Source organism: Azospira sp. I09, from assembly GCF_009177135.1.
GTDB classification, from domain to species: Bacteria; Pseudomonadota; Gammaproteobacteria; order Burkholderiales; family Rhodocyclaceae; genus Azospira; species Azospira oryzae.
The window spans coordinates 754,319-771,009 of sequence record NZ_AP021844.1; the positions used below are offsets into that span (position 1 = coordinate 754,319).

The following is a 16,691-nucleotide window of genomic DNA, read 5'->3' on the forward strand; positions in this document are numbered from 1 at the left end:
TTGACGCCAAAAATTTCTAAATCAAATCCGTCGGTTAAAAGCGATTTTCGAGGATTTCGTATGAATCCCGGCCGACCCTCCGTTAGGCCATCCTGGCCGGAGCAGGGCGGAGAAGCCCGCCCCTGGCCGATCTTCAGGGCATCCAGAATTTGGTTTTTTCCGTCACCCGGATGGTGGCGTCAGCCTCGTCCTGCACCGTCAGGGTGATGGGATGGGCGCCCTTGTCGGCGCTGCCCGCATCCACCCGGATTTGCAGCGTCAAAGTGCCGGTGGACGCCGCTGCCAGGGACACCTGGGCCGGCTGGCTGAGGCGGATGCCCTCGAGGCCGGCCACCTGCACGGTGTAGCGCCGGGGCTGCTCGCTGGCATTGACCAGCTGCAGCTGGTAGTTGTTTTCGATGCTGCCGTCGTCCGCCTCCCGGGCCAGGGTGCTGCGGTCCCGCAGCACGTCCACCTTGAGGGGCACCCGGGTGGCCAGGGACCAGGCCGTGGCCCCGGTCAGGAGGAAGAACACCGAGGCATAGACGATGGTGCGCGGACGCAGGGCGCGACGGATGATCTCGCTGCGGCCGAAGTGCTGCTTGACGGCGTTTTCCGTGGAATAGCGGATCAGGCCCCGGGGGTATTCCATCTTGTCCATCACCTGGTCGCAGGCATCGATGCAGGCGGCGCAGCCGATGCATTCGTTCTGCAGGCCGTCCCGGATGTCGATGCCGGTGGGGCACACCTGGACGCAGATGCCGCAATCGACGCAATCGCCCAGGCCCTTTTCCTTGGCATCGGCGCCTTTCTTGCGGGTGCCCCGGGGATCGCCCCGCTCGGCGTCGTAGGTGATGATCAGGGTGTCCGGATCGAACATGACGAACTGGAAGCGGGCGTAGGGGCAGATGTACTTGCACATCTGCTCCCGCAGGAAGCCGGCATTGCCGTAGGTGGCAAAGCCATAGAAGGCGACCCAGAAAGCCTCGTTGAGGGTCGGCCGCAGCTGCCACAGGTCCGCCACCAGTTCCCGGATGGGCACGAAGTAGCCGACGAAGGTAATGCCGGTCCAGAAGGAAAACGCTAGCCAGGCGCCATGCTTGGCCGTCTTGATGCCCACCTTGCGGGCATCCCAGGGCGCTGCGTCCAGCTTCATGCGCTTGGGCCGGTCACCCTCGATCACCTTTTCGATCCACAGGAAAATTTCCGTATAGACGGTCTGGGGACAGCTGTAGCCGCACCACAGGCGGCCGGCCAGGGTGGTAAAGAGGAACAGGGCGAGGGCGGAGAGGACCAGCAGGATGGCCAGGTAGATGGTGTCCTGGGGCCACAACACCAGGTCGAAAATGTAGAAACGGCGGGCGTCCAGATCGAACTGCACCGCCGGACGGCCGTTCCAGGGCAGCCAGCAGAGGCCGAAATAGACCGCCTGGGTCAGCCACACCAGGGCCCAGCGCCAGTTGGCGAACCAGCCCGAGATGGAGCGCGGATACACCTTCGCGTCGGACTGGAACATCGGTTGAATCGGGATGACTTTAGGCGCTTTGGGAGGCTGGGACATGGGGAAAACGCATGGACATGGGCGGTTGGAGAAAAGCGTCCGTCACCCAAAAGATTGAAATTTCGTATATCTTTAATGTAACAGGCGCATCAACCTAAATCAATACAACAAATATATCTTTACGGTGTGAACAGTCATGAAGCTCAGTACCTTCTCCGATTACAGCCTGCGGGTGCTCATCTACCTGGGCCTGCACCCCGAACGTCTGGCCACCGTGGCCGAAATCACGGCCGCCTTCGGCATCTCCCGCGGGCACCTGATGAAGGTGGTGCACCAACTGGGCAAGGCCGGCTATCTGGAAACGGTACGGGGCAAAGGCGGCGGCATGCGGCTGGGCCTGGCTCCCGAGCAGATCGTCCTGGGACGGGTGATCCGCCATACGGAAGGCGACATCAGCCTGGTGGAATGCTTCGGCAGCGACTCGGACTGCCGCATCCAGCCGGCCTGCCGCCTCAAGGCCGTGCTGGCCGAAGCCCTGGCAGGGATGTTCCTGGTCCTGGACAGCTACACCCTGGCCGATTTGCTGCAGCAACCCCAGGCTCTGGAAGCATTGATCGGCTGCGAAAGTCAGGTTGCAGTCTGAGGAGAGGCTGATGCTGCCGTTGGGGGCTGTGTCAGCAGATCGGTGGCGGTACCGGGAAGTTTTGGAACGCCGATTTCACTTCATTCCGCTTAACCTTTAAATCGCATAATTTGTATTATGTTAAATATGGTGCGCGCTTTGAAAAATGGGGGACGCACTCAAGTCCCCCCATGTTCTTACTTGCTGATGACAGAACTCAGATTGCTCATGGTGATGCGCGGCCGTGCGTTGCTGCCAATGGACTTCTGCAATCCCAGACGAGTTTTAACATTGATCAGCAACGGAGCTCGCACATTGGCGTTGATCTGGTTCTCGCCCTCTTGCTTAAACAGGAGCAGCATTACTGCCACATCTTCAGGCTTATCTGCCTGCAACGTGCGACACTCGTCATCGCTTAGTTCCAGTTCATACTGAAAACCGATGGCACTAGGATCAATGATTTGGAATGCAACAGCAGGATTATCTAACGATTGCAGAGTGAAACTGACTGGCTCCCCTTCGGTACTCTCATGAATTAGCTTGAATCTGGTATCCCCAGCAAAACCGGTCAGTCCTGCGGGGAAAGAAATAACGGTATTAGGGTCAACTTCAATAGTGCCGAACAGATGGGTTTTTACTTGCATGGCGAGCTCCTCTCAGAATCGTTTTGGTTGGCGGGATTAGCGATAGGCTTGGCCGATTATGCCATTGGCGCCGGGGCCCGGGTGGCCGAATTGAAGAAGCGGCAAACCTCGGCGGCCGGTACCGGCGGGCTGAACAGATAACCCTGGACTTCGCCGCACTGGTGCAGGGCCAGGTAGTCCAGCTGGGACTGGTTTTCCACCCCTTCGGCAATGACGCCCAGCTCCAGCTTGGCGGCAATGGCGATGATGGCCTGGATGATGGCGGCGTCGCCCGAATCCTTGATCATGTCGCGCACGAAGGACTGGTCGATCTTGATCTTGTCCAGGGGGAAGCGCTTCAGGTAGCTGAGGCTGGAATAGCCGGTGCCGAAATCATCCAGGGACAGGCGGATGCCCAGGGACTTCAGCTCGTGCAGCACCTCGACGGCCCGTTCGGTGTCGTCCATGAGCAGGCTTTCGGTGATTTCCAGCTCCAGCTGGGAGGCCGGCAGGCCCGTTTCGGCCAGCACCCGCTGCACCAGGGAGACCAGATTGCGCTGCCGGAACTGCACCGGGGAAAGATTCACTGCCACCGTGGTGGCCGGCTGCCCTGCCCTCTGCCAGGCCATCTGCTGCCGGCAGGCCTCGGCCAGGACCCATTCGCCGATGGGCAGGATCAGGTTGGTTTCCTCGGCGATGGGAATGAAGCGGGCCGGCGGCACCAGGCCCAGTTCGGGATGGCGCCAGCGCAAGAGGGCCTCGAAACCGATGGGATCGCCGCCGCCTACCCGGTATTGGGGCTGGTAGTAGAGCATCAGTTCCTGGCGCGGCAGGGCCTTGCGCAGGCTGTTTTCCAGGGACAGGCGTTCGAATACCCGGGCGTTCATTTCCGGCGTGAAGAACTGGTAGGTATTGCGACCGGCAGCCTTGGCCGAATACATGGCGGCATCGGCGTTCTTCAGCAGGGCGCCGAGATCGGTGCCATCGTGGGGATACATGCTGATGCCGACGGAGGCTGACAGCACCAGCTCGTGCCCGTCCACATTGAAGGGCTGGGCCATGGTTTCCAGCAGGCGCTGGGCGATGCGCCCGATCATGGGGGCGCCGCTGCATTCGGTGAGGAGGATGGCGAATTCGTCGCCGCCGGAACGGCTCAGGGTGTCCGCCGCGTCCAGGGTGTGGCGCAGGCGCTCCGCCGCCAGTTGGAGCAGCTTGTCGCCGACCTCATGGCCGAGGGAATCGTTGATGTTCTTGAAATGGTCCAGATCCAGGAGCAGCAGGGCCATGGGCGCCTGGCTGCCGACCGAGCGGTTGATGGCATCGGCCATGCGGGAACTGAGCAGGCTGCGGTTGGGCAGGTCGGTCAGGGCGTCGTGCTCCGCCAGATGGCGGATGCGGGCTTCGGCTTCCTTGCGCTCCGTGATGTCCCGGGCGATGCCGGCCATGCCGACGACCTCGCCCTCCTCGTTGTGCACCGGCACCCGGATGTAGTCCAGGGTCCGCGGCTGCCCTTCCCCATTGGTCACCAGGACTTCGAAGTGGCCCGGCTTGCCGCTGGCCAGCACGGCTTCGTCGTGATTCTGGAAGGTCCGCGCCAGGGCTTCGGGCCAGACCTGGAACACGGTCTTGCCGACGATTTCCTCAGCTGGCTTGCCGCACATGCGGGCGTAGGCCTCGTTGACGGCGTGGAAGCGGAAGGCGTTGTCCTTGATCCAGGCCAGGTCGGGAATGCTGTCCAGCAGGGCCCGGATGCGGGAGGAGCTTTCGTCGTAGGCATTGGTCATGGTGTGGGCCATGGACACCGCCCGCACGTAGCTGCGCTGCCACACCAGGATCAGGCCCAGCAGGGCCAGGGCCAGCACCACGGCAGTGGCGCCGTAATAGGTGAGCTTGCGATACCACTCGGACAGCACCTCGTCCCGGGAGAGGCCGACGAAAACCACGAAGGGCAGGTTTTCCAGGCGCCGGAAGCCGAACACGCGGCGAATGCCGTCCTGATGCGAGAGGGCCTCGAAGGCCCCCTTCTCCCGGCTGCGGATGTTGTCGCTGATTTCCGTGTTGAGGATGCTCTTGCCCAGCCGGTTGGGCAGGGGCGGGGTGCGGGCGATGAGGCGCAGTTCGGCGTCGTACAGGGCCACCACGCCACCCTCCCCCACGTTCAGGGTCTGGAAGTGCTGCTGCAGGCTGTCCGCATTGACGGCGGCCTGGACCAGGCCGAGGAAGCGCCCGTCCTTGTCCCGCAGGCTGCGGCTGAGGGTGATGACCCAGTTCTGGGTGATGCGGGCGAAAATCGGCTCGGAAAAGACCAGGCCCGCCTTGGGATCGTTCTTGTTGCGCTGGAAATAGGCCCGGTCGCCGATGCTCTGGCTGGAGATCTTGCCGCTGGCGTCGTAGCGGAAGGTGCCGGTGGCGTCGGCCACCCGCAGGCTCTGGGACTCGGGAATGCGGGAGAGTAGTCGGGCCAGTTCCGCATTGACGGCCTGGGGCGAAACGGGGCCCTTGGCCAGGCGCTGCTGCATGGAATACTGGACTTCCAGCAGCACCAGGTCGATCTTCTCCACAGCGCCCCGGGTGCGGCCTTCCAGGCTGTCCGCCAGGTTTTCCACATTGCGCCGGGCGAAGGCCATTTCCGTGTCGTAGGAATGGTTCAGTTCCAGACCCAGCAAGGCGCAAAAGCCCGCCAAGGCCAGCAAGGCGATGACGACATAGACGAACTGTCGCGAGGAAATGCCGTTTTGCTTGGTCAAAAAAGGTGTCTCGGCGTTGGTTTCCGGGGCATGGCAGCCGCCAAGTCCCGCCAGGCAAGGATGAATCGGGGCTGTCGCTGAAAAACCGCGCCAGCATTCATTCTCAGCCCGACAGAACGGGAAAGGTGTCATCTTACCTCAGTTGCGCCGGCACTTATATGCCATATCCCCAAGCGGGCCCCGCTGCCTTGTCTTATGCGGCGGCTTTGGTGCATAGTTCGCCCTCTTTTTCCCCTTTCCCCCGAGTCTCATGCTGCCTCCCATTGAACATCGCATCGCCGAGGAACTGGGCGCCCGCCCGCAACAGGTCATGGCCGCCGTGGCCCTGCTGGACGAAGGCGCCACCGTGCCCTTCATCGCCCGCTACCGGAAGGAAGTCACCGGCGGCCTGGACGACACCCAGCTGCGCAACCTGGAAGAGCGCCTGACCTATCTGCGGGAACTGGAAGACCGCCGCGCCGCCGTCCTCGCCAGCATCGACGAACAGGGCAAGCTGACCCCCGAGCTGAAGGCCGCCGTGGACATGGCGGACACCAAGCAGCGCCTGGAAGACCTCTACCTGCCCTACAAGCAGAAGCGCCGCACCAAAGCCCAGATCGCCCGGGAAGCCGGCCTGCAGCCCCTGGCCGACGCCCTGCTGGCCGATCCGACCCTGGTGCCGGAAAGCGAGGCGGAAAAATACTTCAATGCCGAAGCCGGCTTTGCCGACACCAAGGCCGTGCTGGACGGCGCCCGCCAGATCCTCATGGAGCAGTTCGCCGAGGACGCGGAGCTGCTGGGCAGCCTGCGCACCTACCTGGACGAACACGGCATCCTCAAGTCCACCCTGATCGCCGGCCAGGAAGAGGCCGGCGCCAAGTTCCGCGACTATTTCGAATATTCGGAAGCCATCAGCGACATTCCCTCCCACCGGGCCCTGGCCCTCTTCCGCGGCCGCAACGAGGGCGCCATTTCCCTGGCCTTGGTGCTCGATTCCGAACTGGACGAGGAGAACAAGCCCCTCGGCCCCAATCCCTGCGAACTGCGCATCGCCAAGCGTTTCGGCATCAAGGACCAGGGCCGTCCCGCCGACAAGTGGCTGGCCGACACGGTGCGCTGGGCCTGGCGGGTGAAGATGGCCCTGCACCTGGAAACCGAACTGATGACCGTGTTGCGGGAAAAGGCCGAGGAAGAAGCCATCCGCGTCTTCGGCCGCAACCTAAAGGACCTCCTGCTGGCGGCCCCGGCCGGCCAGAAAGCCACCATGGGCCTGGACCCGGGCCTGCGCACCGGGGTCAAGGTGGCCGTGGTGGACCAGACCGGCAAGCTGCTGGACACCGCCACCATCTATCCCCACGAGCCCCGACGCGACTGGGAAGGCTCCCTGCACACCCTGGCCGTGCTGGCCCAGAAACACAATGTGAACCTGATCGCCATCGGCAACGGCACCGCTTCCCGGGAAACGGACAAGCTGGCCGCCGACCTGATCCGCATCGCCTCGCCCCACATGGCCCTGGCCAAAGTGGTGGTGTCCGAAGCCGGCGCCTCGGTCTATTCCGCCTCCGAATTCGCAGCCCGGGAATTCCCGGAACTGGACGTCTCCCTGCGCGGCGCCGTCTCCATCGCCCGCCGCCTGCAGGACCCCCTGGCCGAACTGGTGAAAATCGAGCCCAAGTCCATCGGTGTCGGCCAGTACCAGCATGACGTCTCCCAGACCAAGCTGGCCCGGGCCCTGGACGGGGTGGTTGAAGACTGCGTGAACGCCGTCGGCGTCGATGTGAACACCGCCTCCATTCCCCTCCTCGCCCGCATTTCCGGCCTCAACCAGACCCTGGCGGCCAACATCGTCGCCTACCGGGACCAGCACGGCCCCTTCCCCAACCGTCTGGCCCTGAAGAACGTACCCCGCCTGGGCGACAAGACCTTCGAGCAGGCCGCCGGCTTTCTGCGGGTGCCCAGCAGCGACAACCCCCTGGACGCCTCCGCCGTGCACCCGGAAGCCTATCCGGTGGTGGAGCGCATCCTGGCCGACATCAAGAAGGGCATCAAGGAAGTGATCGGCGACGCCCGCCTGGTGAAGAGCCTGCAGCCCGTCAAATACACCGACGAGAAGTTCGGCCTGCCGACGGTGCAGGACATCCTCAAGGAACTGGAAAAGCCGGGCCGGGACCCCCGCCCCGAGTTCAAGACCGCCGTCTTCAAGGACGGCGTCGAGGAAATGCGCGACCTGCAGCCCGGCATGATCCTGGAAGGCGTGGTCACCAACGTGGCCGCCTTCGGCGCCTTCGTGGACATCGGCGTGCACCAGGACGGCCTGGTGCACGTTTCTGCCCTGTCCACCAAGTTCGTCAAGGACCCCCACGAGGTGGTGAAGGCCGGCGACATCGTCAAGGTCAAGGTGCTGGAAGTGGACATGGCCCGCAAGCGCATCGCCCTCACCATGCGGCTGGACGATGCCTTCGGCAAGGGCACCGGCGGCGGCAAGCCGGCCGGCGCCCCCATGACCGCCAAGGCCCGCCAGCGGGAAGATGCCCAGCCCGCCGGCCAGAACGCCATGGCCGCCGCCTTCGCCAAGCTGAAGCGGTAAAATGGCGTTTTGAATTAGGAAGTTGCCATGCTCAAGGTATACGGCATCAAGAACTGCGACACCATGAAGAAGGCCTTCGTCTGGCTGGAAGCCAACGGTGTTGCCTACGAATTCATCGACTACAAGAAGGCCGGCGTGGCGGCGGGCAAGCTGCCCGAGTGGTGCCGCAAGGCCGGCTGGCAGGTCCTGCTCAACACCCGGGGCCTGATGTGGAAGAAACTCAGCGAGGCGCAGCGGGCCGACGTGGATGAGACCAAGGCCATCGCCCTCATGGGTGAGTATCCGAGCCTGATCAAGCGCCCCCTCATCGAACACGGCGACCAGGTCAGCGTGGGTTTCGATGCGGAACGCTTCGCCCAAACCTTCAAGTCATAAGGCCTCCCCGTCCCATGCAAGATTCCGTACAACGCCTGCTTTTCGAAGACCTGGACATCCGCGGCGCCATCGTCCGCCTCGGTCCCTCCTGGCAGGCCATGCAGGCCAGCCGTGGCTATCCGGAGGCGGTGGCCCGCCTGCTGGGCGAGATGACCGCCGTCACCACCATCATTGCGGCCCAGCTGAAGCAGCCGGGCCGGCTGACCTTCCAGCTGCGGGGCGACGGCCCCCTTTCCCTGCTGGTGATCGACTGCAACGAAAACCTGGAATTCCGTGGCATGGCCCGGGCCGACGGCCTGGCCGACGGCGACCTGCCCCTGGAGCGCCTGTGGGGCCATGGCCAGCTAATGCTGACCCTGGACCTGCCCCAGGCCAAGGACCCGTACCAGAGCTTCGTGCCCCTGGAAGGCAATACCATCGCCGAGGTCTTCGAGCATTACCTGCAGCAGTCCGAACAGCAGCCCTCCCGCCTCTATCTGGCGGCTTCCGAGCAGGGCGTCACCGGCCTCTTCCTGCAAACCCTGCCGGGCGCCCACGACAAGGACGCTGACGGCTGGAACCGCCTGCAGCAGCTGGCCGCCACCCTGCGCCCGGAAGAACTGCTGGGCCTGGAAACGGAAGTGCTGCTGTCCCGGGTCTTTGCCGAGGAAACCCTGCGCCTCTATCCGCCCCGGAGCGTGACCTACTCCTGCCCCGAGGACTGGGAAAAGGTGCGCAGCATGCTGCGGGCCGTCGGACGGGAAGAGGCCGAATCCATCCTGCAGGAGCACGGCGAAATCCTCATCCGGGACGACATCTGCAACCGGGAATACCGCTTCGATGCGGCCGCCGTGGCCGAGCTGTTCTCCGCCAATCCGCCGACGCTGCACTGAGTCTTTGGCGGGGGACGCAATGTCCCCCGTCTTGCCCCGTGCCTCGGTCATATGATCTTGGGCATAGGCCGGGCGGATTTAGCACCTTTGGCCGATTCCAGTGGCTGGTGCGGTGCAGCATAATGGGATTCACCCAAGCCCGGGAGGACTCCCATGCAACCCCATCCCCTCTCTGCCGTTGTCGGCGACATCGACCGTCAATACCTGGCCAACATCCATCACCTGCGGCACAAGATTGCCCGGGTGCAGCACGACCAACGGGAAATAAGCCTATGCCTGGAGCGCATCCGCAGCAGGGTGCGGTTGCTTATCGTGGAAATGCAGCGGGTGCGGCCAGCGGCCGGTTACCGTAGCTGAATCAGAGTATTTTTCCCGGATTCATCAGGCCCCGGGGGTCCAGACTGGACTTGATGCAGCGCATCAAATCCAGCCCCACCGAGTCCTTGTAACGCACCAACTCCTCCCGCTTCAACTGGCCGATGCCGTGCTCCGCCGAGATGGAACCGCCCAGGTGGGCCACCAGGTCGTGCACGATGCGGTTGGCCTGGGGCGTGGCGGCGATGAAGGCGTCGTTGTCCTGGCGTTGCGCCTTGGACAGGTTGTAATGCAGGTTGCCGTCCCCGGCATGGCCGAAGGCCACCACCCGCACGCCGGGAAAGGCGGCGGCCAGCGCCGTGCCAGCCAGGTCGAGAAATTCCGGGATGCGGGAGACGGGCACCGAGATGTCGTGCTTGATGCTGAGGCCCTCGATTTTCTGGGCCTCGGAGATATTTTCCCGCAGGGCCCACAACTGCCGCGCCTGGGTTTCGTTCTGGGCCAGCACTCCGTCCTGGACCCGTCCATCCGCCATTTCCCCGCCGATGAAATCTTCCAGGTCGGCCTGCAGGTCCGCCCATGCGCCGCCGTCGGCAAGCTCCAGCAAGACCTGCCAGGGGGCCGGAGCCGCCAGGGGCTGGCGACTGCCGGGAATATGCTGCAGCACCAGATCGAGGGACTGCCGTGAAATCAGCTCGAAGGCCGTCAAACGGGCATCGAAGCGGGCCTGGGCCCGCTCCAGCAGGGCAATGGCGGCGGCCCCGTCGGCCACCGCCAGCCAGGCCGTGACCACGGCCCGGGGACGGGGAAAAAGCTTGAGCACGGCGGCGGTGATGATGCCCAGGGTGCCTTCGGCACCGATGAAAAGGTCCTTCAGGTCGTAACCCGTGTTGTCCTTGCGCAGGGCGGTGAGACCGTTCCACAGACGCCCGTCGGGCAGCACCACTTCCAGCCCCAGGGTCAGTTCCCGGGTGTTGCCGTAGCGCAGCACCTGGACCCCGCCCGCATTGGTGGAGAGATTGCCGCCGATCTGGCACGAGCCTTCCGAAGCCAGGGCCAGGGGAAAGAGGCGCCCGGCGGCGGCCGCCGCTTCCTGCACCTGGGACAGGAGGCAGCCGGCTTCCACCGTGATGGCGTTGTTGGCGGCATCGATCTGGCGGATGCGGTTGAGGCGGGAGAGATTGACCAGCACCGAGCGCCCGCCCTGGTCCGGCGTGGCGGCCCCGCACAGGCTGGTGTTGCCGCCCTGGGGCACCATGGGCACGCCGGCGGCGGCGCAGGCCCGCACCACGGCGGCGACCTCGTCCGTCGAGCCGGGCTTGACCAGGGCCAGGGCACGGCCCCGGTAGCGGCCGCGCCAGTCGGTCAGATAGGGCGCCAGCTCGGCCTCTCCGGTCAGCACGTGGGCCGGGCCGACGATGACGGCCAGTTGCTGCTGCAGGTCGTTCATGCCGGCATTTCTAGGACGCTGCGCAACATGGGCAGCATCAGTTCGGTGGCCACCCGGCCTTCGGCGATGGCCTCGTCGGCGCGGTGAAAATCCAGCAGGCCCAGATCGGCCACCCGCGGGGAAATCAGGGTGTCGGCGGGTTCGCCGGCAAGCCGGCTGCGGGCGATGCGCACCTGCATGATGTTGATGCTGCTGGCCATGACGTCGAGCATGGACGGGCTGTTGCCGCCCTCCTCCACCCCCAGCCAGCGCTTCAGGGTGCCGCGCCAGCCGTCCACGGAAGGCGGCGTCTCGCCCCGGTTGCGCAGGCGTCGGCCCAGCATGTCGGAGCCCAGGTCCACGGCGATGACAATGTCGGCCCCCATGGCCCGGCACAGGGACACCGGCACCGGATTGACCAGTCCTCCATCCACCAGAAAGCCGCCATCCCGGGGGATTGGGGCGAACAGGCCAGGCAGTGCGATGGAGGCCCGCACCGCATGGGCCACGCTGCCTTCCTTGAGCCAGATTTCCCGGCCGCTGCCCAGGTCGGTGGCGACGCAGGCGAAAGGCAGGGGCAGATCGTGGAAATCCCGGTCGGTGAAGTGCCGGGTGAAGAAATCGAGGAGCTTTTCGCCCTTGATCAGGCCGCCGTTGAGGCCCACGTCGAAGAAGCCCAGGACTTCCTTCCAGGACAGGCTGCGCACCCAGTGCTCCAGCTTGTCCAGGTCGCCACAGGCAGTGGCGGCGCCGACGAAGGCGCCGATGGAGGAACCGCAGATGATGTCGGGCTCGATGCCGGCATCCCGCAGGGCGCGGATGACGCCGATGTGGGCCCAGCCCCGGGCGGAGCCGCTGCCGAGAGCGAGCCCGATCCTAGGTTTCACACCCGCTCGGCGTAAAGGTCGTGGGCGTCGCTGTCCACCACCCGGACCTTGACGAAGTCGCCCGGCTCCACGTCGAAGACGCCGTCCAGGTAGACGACGCCGTCGATTTCCGGCGCATCGGCGCTGGAGCGGGCGATGGCGCCCTCTTCGTCCACCGCGTCCACCAGGACCGTGATTTCCTTGTCGATCTTGGCGGCCAGGAGGTCGGCGGAAATGTCTTCCTGCAGCTCCATGACGTAGCGGCGGCGTTCCTCCCGCACCTCGTCCGGCAGGGCGCCGGGCAGGTCGTTGGCAGTGGCACCGTCCACCGGGGAATAGGCGAAGCAGCCGACCCGGTCCAGACGGGCCTCTTCCAGGAACTGCAGCAGCTCCTCGAATTCGGCTTCGGTCTCGCCGGGGAAGCCGGCGATGAAGGTGGAACGGATGGTGATGTCCGGGCAGATGGAACGCCAGGCGCGGATGCGCTCCAAGTTGTTCTCGGCGCTGGCGGGACGCTTCATGGCCTTGAGGATGCGCGGGCTGGCGTGCTGAAAGGGCACGTCCAGATAAGGCAGGATCTTGCCCTCGGCCATCAGGGGGATCAGGTCGTCCACGCTGGGATAGGGATAGACGTAGTGCAGGCGTACCCAGATGCCGAACTCGGCCAGGGCCTCGCACAGCTCCTTGAGCCGGGTCTTGACTGGGCGGCCGCCGACGAAGCCGGTGCGGTATTTCAGATCCACGCCGTAGGCGCTGGTGTCCTGGGAAATGACCAGCAGTTCCTTCACCCCGGCCTCGGCCAGGGCCTTGGCTTCCTGCAGCACGTCGCCGATGGGGCGGGAAACCAGGGGGCCGCGCAGGCTGGGGATGATGCAGAAGGTGCAACTGTGGTTGCAGCCCTCGGAAATCTTCAGGTAGGCGAAGTGCTGGGGCGTCAGGCGGATGCCGGCCTCGGGCACCAGGTCCATGAAAGGATCGTGGGGCTTGGGCAGGTGGGCGTGGACGTGGCCCATGACCTCGGTCGCCGCGTGGGGGCCGGTGACGGCCAGCACGGACGGGTGGGTGCTCTGGACGATGTCGCCCTTGGCACCCAGGCAGCCGGTGACGATGACCTTGCCGTTTTCGGTAAGGGCCTCGCCGATGGCGTCCAGGGATTCCTCCACCGCGGCGTCGATGAAGCCGCAGGTATTGACGATGACCAGGTCGGCGCCGTCGTAGGAGGAGGAGATTTCATAGCCTTCTGCCCGCAGCTGGGTCAGGATGCGCTCCGCATCGGAAGAGGCTTTGGGGCAACCCAGACTGACGAAGCCGACAGTCGGGGTTTGCAGGAGGCTACGGGTGGGAGTATTGCCGGATGACACTTAAGCTTGCTTTCCTTGATCGATTCACTCGCCCTTCCGGTCGTCCGGCTGGGCGCCGGGGAACTGGAAGCCGGTGAACATGTTGCGGGTCTGGCTCTGCAGTTGGTCCTGCATCTGCTGGAACATCTTTTTGCTCTGGTCCACATAGGCGGACATCATGCTTTGCATGGCCGGCCCCTGGAAATTCAGGAACTGGGCCCACAGGTCCGTCTGGGCCTGAACTTGGTTGGCTTCGCCGTAGAGGGAGCGGGACTGCTCCTGCAGCTTGGCCTGCACGTCGGCGAAGGCCTTGATGTTGGTTTCCAGGTACTTGCCCAGCATGCCCTGCATGGCATTGCCGTAGTAACGAATGATCTGGGCCAGCAGTTCGGAGGAGAACAGGGGCATGCCGCCGGATTCCTCTTCCAGGATGATCTGCAGCAGGATGCTGCGGGTCAGGTCCTCGCCGCTCTTGGCATCCACCACCTTGAAGTCTTCGAAGCGCAGCACCAGTTCCTTCACATCCGCCAGGGTGATGTAGGCACTGGTTTTGGTGTCGTAGAGTCGGCGGTTGGGATACTTCTTGATGAGGCGGGCTGGTTCCGTCATGGGGCGGGCTCCGGTGCGTTGAGTGCCAAAAAGAGGTCTGGCCGATATTTTTATATTCAACCCGGGCGTCCCGGATCGGCTATCTGGCGGATTATACAGAAAAAACAAGCCCCGCCGGGGCGGGGCTCCAGGTGCAGCCTTGCGGCCAGCCGATTACTGGTAGTACAGGCCGCCGTTGATGTTGAGGGTGGCACCGGTGACGAAGCCGGCCAGTTCGGAGGTCAGGTACACCACGGCGGCGCCGATTTCCTCGGGCTTGGCCAGGCGCTTCATGGGCACGGAGTCGATGATGCCCTTGAGGATGTCCTCGCGGATGGCGGTCACCATCTTGGTGGCCACGTAGCCCGGGGCGATGGCGTTCACGGTGACGCCCTTGGCGGCGAATTCCTGGGCCAGGGCCTTGGTGAAGCCGATGACGCCGGCCTTGGCGGCGGAATAGTTGGTCTGGCCAGCCTGACCCTTGACGCCGTTCACCGAGGAAATGTTCACGATGCGGCCCCAGCCCCGCTCGCCCATCTTGGCGGCGACGTGGTGGGTGACGTTGAACAGGCTGTTCAGGTTGGTGTTGATGACCGCATCCCACTGACCCTTGTCCATCTTGACGAAGAACTTGTCGCGGGTGATGCCGGCGTTGTTCACCAGGATGTCGATGGGGCCGGCCTTGGCTTCGGCTTCGGCGATCATGGCCTTGGCGGACTCATAATCGGAAACGTCGCCCGGCACCAGGACGAAGTCCTTGAAACCGGCTGCTTCCTGCTCGGCCAGCCACTCTTCCTTTTTGTCGAATTCGGGGTGGTAGGCGGCAACGACCTTGTAGCCTTCCTTGGCCAGGGCCTGGCTGATGGCGGTACCCAGGCCGCCCAGGGCGCCGGTGACGAGTGCAACTTTGCTCATAGCTCATCCTTCCTTGTAGTCATGGGGTAAAAGTTGTCAGGACGGGAGCCCCCTCCCCCGCCCCGCTGCATTTCCTGCGGTTGTATCAGATGTAGGTGTCAGGCCGCCTCAGACGGCCTTTTCCTTGACGTAACGGCCGGGGGCCGCTTCCAGCGGCTTGTAGCGGGCATTGCCCAGCTTGCTGCGGGCCGCCACCTCGCCGCCGGCGAACTGCTGCAGCCAGGCGCTCCAGTCGGACCACCAGCTGCCCTTGTGTTCGGTGGCGGCGGCCAGCCAGGAATCCGCATCCAGCTTCTGGTCGCTGCCGCTCCAGAAACTGCGCTTGTTCTTGGCGGCCGGATTGACGACGCCGGCGATATGGCCGGAGGCCCCGAGAACGAAGCGGGACGGGCCGCCCAGCAGGCGGGTGGATTGGTAGGCGGTCTGCCAGGGCACGATGTGGTCTTCCCGGGCTGCCAGGATGTAGCTGGGCATGGCCACCCGGCCCAGGTCCACGCGCACGCCGCACATTTCCAGCTTGCCCGGGATGCGCAGGCTGTTGTTCTGGTACAGGTTGCGCATGTACCAGCAGGCGAAGGGGCCCGGCAGATTGGTGCTGTCGCAGTTCCAGTACAGCAGGTCGAAGGCGTCCGGCTTCTTGCCCTTCAGGTAGTTGTTGGCGACGTAGTTCCACACCAGGTCGTTGGCGCGCAGGGCGGAGAAGGTGGAGGACAGCTCCTTGGCCGACAGCAGGCCGCCCTGGCCGATCTGGCTTTCCTTCAGGGCGAGGAAGTTGTCGTCGATGAGCAGGCCGATCTCGCCCGTGTCGGAAAAATCCAGCAGGGTGGTGAGCAGGGTCAGGCTGGCCACCGGGTCCTCGCCGCGGGCGGCCAGCACCGCCAGGGCGCTGGAGAGGATGGTGCCGCCGACGCAGAAGCCCAGGGCGTTGATCTGATCCACCTTGCAGACGCTGCGCACGACCTCGATGGCGGTGATGGCGGCCTTCTCCAGGTAGTCCTCCCAGGTGTATTTCTCCAGGTCGGCCTTGGGGTTGCGCCAGGAAACGAGGAACACCGTATTGCCCTGCTCCACCGCATAGCGGACCAGGGAATTTTCCGGCTGCAGGTCGAGGATGTAGAACTTGTTGATGCAGGGCGGCACGATCAGCAGGGGCCGCTTGGCCACCTTGGGCGTCAGGGGCTCGTACTGGATCAGCTGCATCAGCTCGTTTTCAAAGATCACCTGGCCGGCGCTGGTGGCAATGTTCTTGCCGACTTCGAAGACGCTTTCGTCGGTCATGGAGATACGGCCCTTCTCCATGTCGGCGATCAGGTTCTGGATGCCGGCGGTGATGCTCTGGCCCTTGCTTTCCACGGCCTGCTTGATGAATTCCGGATTGGTGGCGGCGAAATTGGCGGGAGAGAGGGCGTCGATGTACTGGCGGGCCATGAAGCGCAGGCGGTTCTTGGCCTTGTCGTCCTCCTCCGGCACCGCTTCGACCACCTGGCGCAGGAAGCTGGAATTGAGCAGATAGGCCTGGCGGATGTAATCGAACATCGGCGTTTCCGACCACTCGGGGGCATTGAAGCGGCGGTCGCCCGGCTCCGGCTGGACGGCGAAGCCGGGTTCCTGGCCCTGGCGTTTGGCCAGCATGGCGGCCCACAGGGCGGCATGCTGCTTCAGGTATTCCTGGTGCAGGGCCTGCATTTCCTCGGGGCTGGGCAGCTTGAGGGGCGGCAGGGTGCCGGCGGGCGGCGGCGTCATGCCGGGTTGTTTCGCCAGGAAGGCGAAGAAATTCTGGGCCAGGGTCTGTCCGGCAGAAACGAAATTTTGCATCGCAGGAAGGAGGTTTTCCGGCTGGCTGACCATCTTGTATGAAACTCCTGAGGGGCGCGGAATGGCTCGGCGCGCGGAGGACGGGGAAGGAGCGTTTGATTCTGCTTGGCTGCCTGATCCCTGTCAATGACCAGGGGA

The 16,691-nt window shown here is 64.3% G+C and carries 14 protein-coding genes; 5 read left to right on the forward strand and 9 right to left on the reverse strand.

All coding sequences use genetic code 11. The features are described from left to right. Window positions 1-133: 133 nt before the first annotated feature. Complete coding sequence (gene ccoG / locus AZSP09_RS03450) at window positions 134-1,540, reverse strand: cytochrome c oxidase accessory protein CcoG (protein ID WP_130458522.1); 1,407 nt, start codon at window positions 1,538-1,540, stop codon at window positions 134-136. A 136-nt stretch (window positions 1,541-1,676) separates the two neighbouring features. On the opposite strand from ccoG, the gene AZSP09_RS03455 reads away from it, so the two are divergent. After that, window positions 1,677-2,123 carry an RrF2 family transcriptional regulator gene (locus AZSP09_RS03455; RefSeq protein ID WP_152089185.1) on the forward strand — a complete coding sequence of 149 codons (447 nt, stop codon included), beginning with the start codon at window positions 1,677-1,679 and terminating at the stop codon, window positions 2,121-2,123. 176 nt (window positions 2,124-2,299) lie between these two features. Here the strand turns inward: AZSP09_RS03455 and fliW are convergent, their stop codons facing one another. Beyond that, window positions 2,300-2,746 carry a flagellar assembly protein FliW gene (gene fliW, locus AZSP09_RS03460; RefSeq protein WP_152089186.1) on the reverse strand — a complete coding sequence of 149 codons (447 nt, stop codon included), beginning with the start codon at window positions 2,744-2,746 and terminating at the stop codon, window positions 2,300-2,302. Between the two features lie 56 nt (window positions 2,747-2,802). Further along, entirely contained in the window at window positions 2,803-5,472 is a 2,670-nt protein-coding gene (locus tag AZSP09_RS03465) for a bifunctional diguanylate cyclase/phosphodiesterase (protein WP_152089187.1), read from the reverse strand. A 250-nt stretch (window positions 5,473-5,722) separates the two neighbouring features. Between AZSP09_RS03465 and AZSP09_RS03470 the strand changes: the two genes are divergently transcribed. The 4 genes from AZSP09_RS03470 (at window position 5,723) to AZSP09_RS03485 (ending at window position 9,642) form a co-directional block, all read left to right on the forward strand. Next, window positions 5,723-8,038 (forward strand): Tex family protein, encoded by a 2,316-nt coding sequence (locus tag AZSP09_RS03470; protein WP_152089188.1) that lies wholly within the window; start codon window positions 5,723-5,725, stop codon window positions 8,036-8,038. A gap of 27 nt (window positions 8,039-8,065) precedes the next feature. Further along, window positions 8,066-8,413: an arsenate reductase gene (locus tag AZSP09_RS03475; RefSeq protein ID WP_014237579.1), complete on the forward strand. Its 348-nt coding sequence runs from the start codon at window positions 8,066-8,068 to the stop codon at window positions 8,411-8,413. Window positions 8,414-8,427: 14 nt separating this feature from the next. After that, the gene (gene hslO / locus AZSP09_RS03480; RefSeq protein ID WP_152089189.1) at window positions 8,428-9,285 is read left to right on the forward strand and encodes an Hsp33 family molecular chaperone HslO; all 858 of its coding nucleotides are present in this window, start codon (window positions 8,428-8,430) and stop codon (window positions 9,283-9,285) included. Between the two features lie 153 nt (window positions 9,286-9,438). After that, the gene (locus AZSP09_RS03485) at window positions 9,439-9,642 is read left to right on the forward strand and encodes a hypothetical protein (RefSeq protein ID WP_152089190.1); all 204 of its coding nucleotides are present in this window, start codon (window positions 9,439-9,441) and stop codon (window positions 9,640-9,642) included. A 1-nt stretch (window position 9,643) separates the two neighbouring features. On the opposite strand, the gene AZSP09_RS03490 is transcribed toward AZSP09_RS03485, so the two are convergent. From AZSP09_RS03490 to phaC, 6 genes are all read right to left on the reverse strand, one after another. Next, on the reverse strand, window positions 9,644-11,050 hold the full coding sequence (locus AZSP09_RS03490) for an FAD-binding oxidoreductase (RefSeq protein WP_152089191.1): 1,407 nt from the start codon (window positions 11,048-11,050) through the stop codon (window positions 9,644-9,646). Continuing rightward, on the reverse strand, window positions 11,047-11,916 hold the full coding sequence (gene rssA, locus AZSP09_RS03495; protein WP_130458513.1) for a patatin-like phospholipase RssA: 870 nt from the start codon (window positions 11,914-11,916) through the stop codon (window positions 11,047-11,049). The genes AZSP09_RS03490 and rssA overlap by 4 nt, the downstream gene beginning before the upstream one ends. After that, window positions 11,913-13,256, reverse strand: coding sequence for a 30S ribosomal protein S12 methylthiotransferase RimO (rimO, locus tag AZSP09_RS03500; RefSeq protein ID WP_172974688.1), 1,344 nt, complete (start codon window positions 13,254-13,256; stop codon window positions 11,913-11,915). Before rimO ends, rssA begins: the two co-directional genes overlap by 4 nt. 24 nt (window positions 13,257-13,280) lie before the next feature. After that, the gene (gene phaR, locus AZSP09_RS03505) at window positions 13,281-13,844 is read right to left on the reverse strand and encodes a polyhydroxyalkanoate synthesis repressor PhaR (protein WP_014237573.1); all 564 of its coding nucleotides are present in this window, start codon (window positions 13,842-13,844) and stop codon (window positions 13,281-13,283) included. A 153-nt stretch (window positions 13,845-13,997) separates the two neighbouring features. Beyond that, on the reverse strand, window positions 13,998-14,738 hold the full coding sequence (locus AZSP09_RS03510; protein WP_014237572.1) for a beta-ketoacyl-ACP reductase: 741 nt from the start codon (window positions 14,736-14,738) through the stop codon (window positions 13,998-14,000). Window positions 14,739-14,846: 108 nt separating this feature from the next. Then, window positions 14,847-16,586, reverse strand: a complete 1,740-nt coding sequence (gene phaC / locus AZSP09_RS03515) for a class I poly(R)-hydroxyalkanoic acid synthase (RefSeq protein ID WP_130458512.1) — start codon at window positions 16,584-16,586, stop codon at window positions 14,847-14,849. Between the last annotated feature and the right edge of the window lie 105 nt (window positions 16,587-16,691).

Excerpts from the sequence above, each read along its gene's own strand:
- ccoG (WP_130458522.1), bottom strand. The coding sequence starts at position 1,540 with ATGTCCCAGCCTCCCAAAGCGCCTAAAGTCATCCCGATTCAACCGATG.
- AZSP09_RS03455 (WP_152089185.1), top strand. The coding sequence starts at position 1,677 with ATGAAGCTCAGTACCTTCTCCGATTACAGCCTGCGGGTGCTCATCTAC.
- fliW (WP_152089186.1), bottom strand. The coding sequence starts at position 2,746 with ATGCAAGTAAAAACCCATCTGTTCGGCACTATTGAAGTTGACCCTAAT.
- AZSP09_RS03470 (WP_152089188.1), top strand. The coding sequence starts at position 5,723 with ATGCTGCCTCCCATTGAACATCGCATCGCCGAGGAACTGGGCGCCCGC.
- AZSP09_RS03475 (WP_014237579.1), top strand. The coding sequence starts at position 8,066 with ATGCTCAAGGTATACGGCATCAAGAACTGCGACACCATGAAGAAGGCC.
- hslO (WP_152089189.1), top strand. The coding sequence starts at position 8,428 with ATGCAAGATTCCGTACAACGCCTGCTTTTCGAAGACCTGGACATCCGC.
- AZSP09_RS03485 (WP_152089190.1), top strand. The coding sequence starts at position 9,439 with ATGCAACCCCATCCCCTCTCTGCCGTTGTCGGCGACATCGACCGTCAA.
- AZSP09_RS03490 (WP_152089191.1), bottom strand. The coding sequence starts at position 11,050 with ATGAACGACCTGCAGCAGCAACTGGCCGTCATCGTCGGCCCGGCCCAC.
- phaR (WP_014237573.1), bottom strand. The coding sequence starts at position 13,844 with ATGACGGAACCAGCCCGCCTCATCAAGAAGTATCCCAACCGCCGACTC.
- AZSP09_RS03510 (WP_014237572.1), bottom strand. The coding sequence starts at position 14,738 with ATGAGCAAAGTTGCACTCGTCACCGGCGCCCTGGGCGGCCTGGGTACC.
- phaC (WP_130458512.1), bottom strand. The coding sequence starts at position 16,586 with ATGGTCAGCCAGCCGGAAAACCTCCTTCCTGCGATGCAAAATTTCGTT.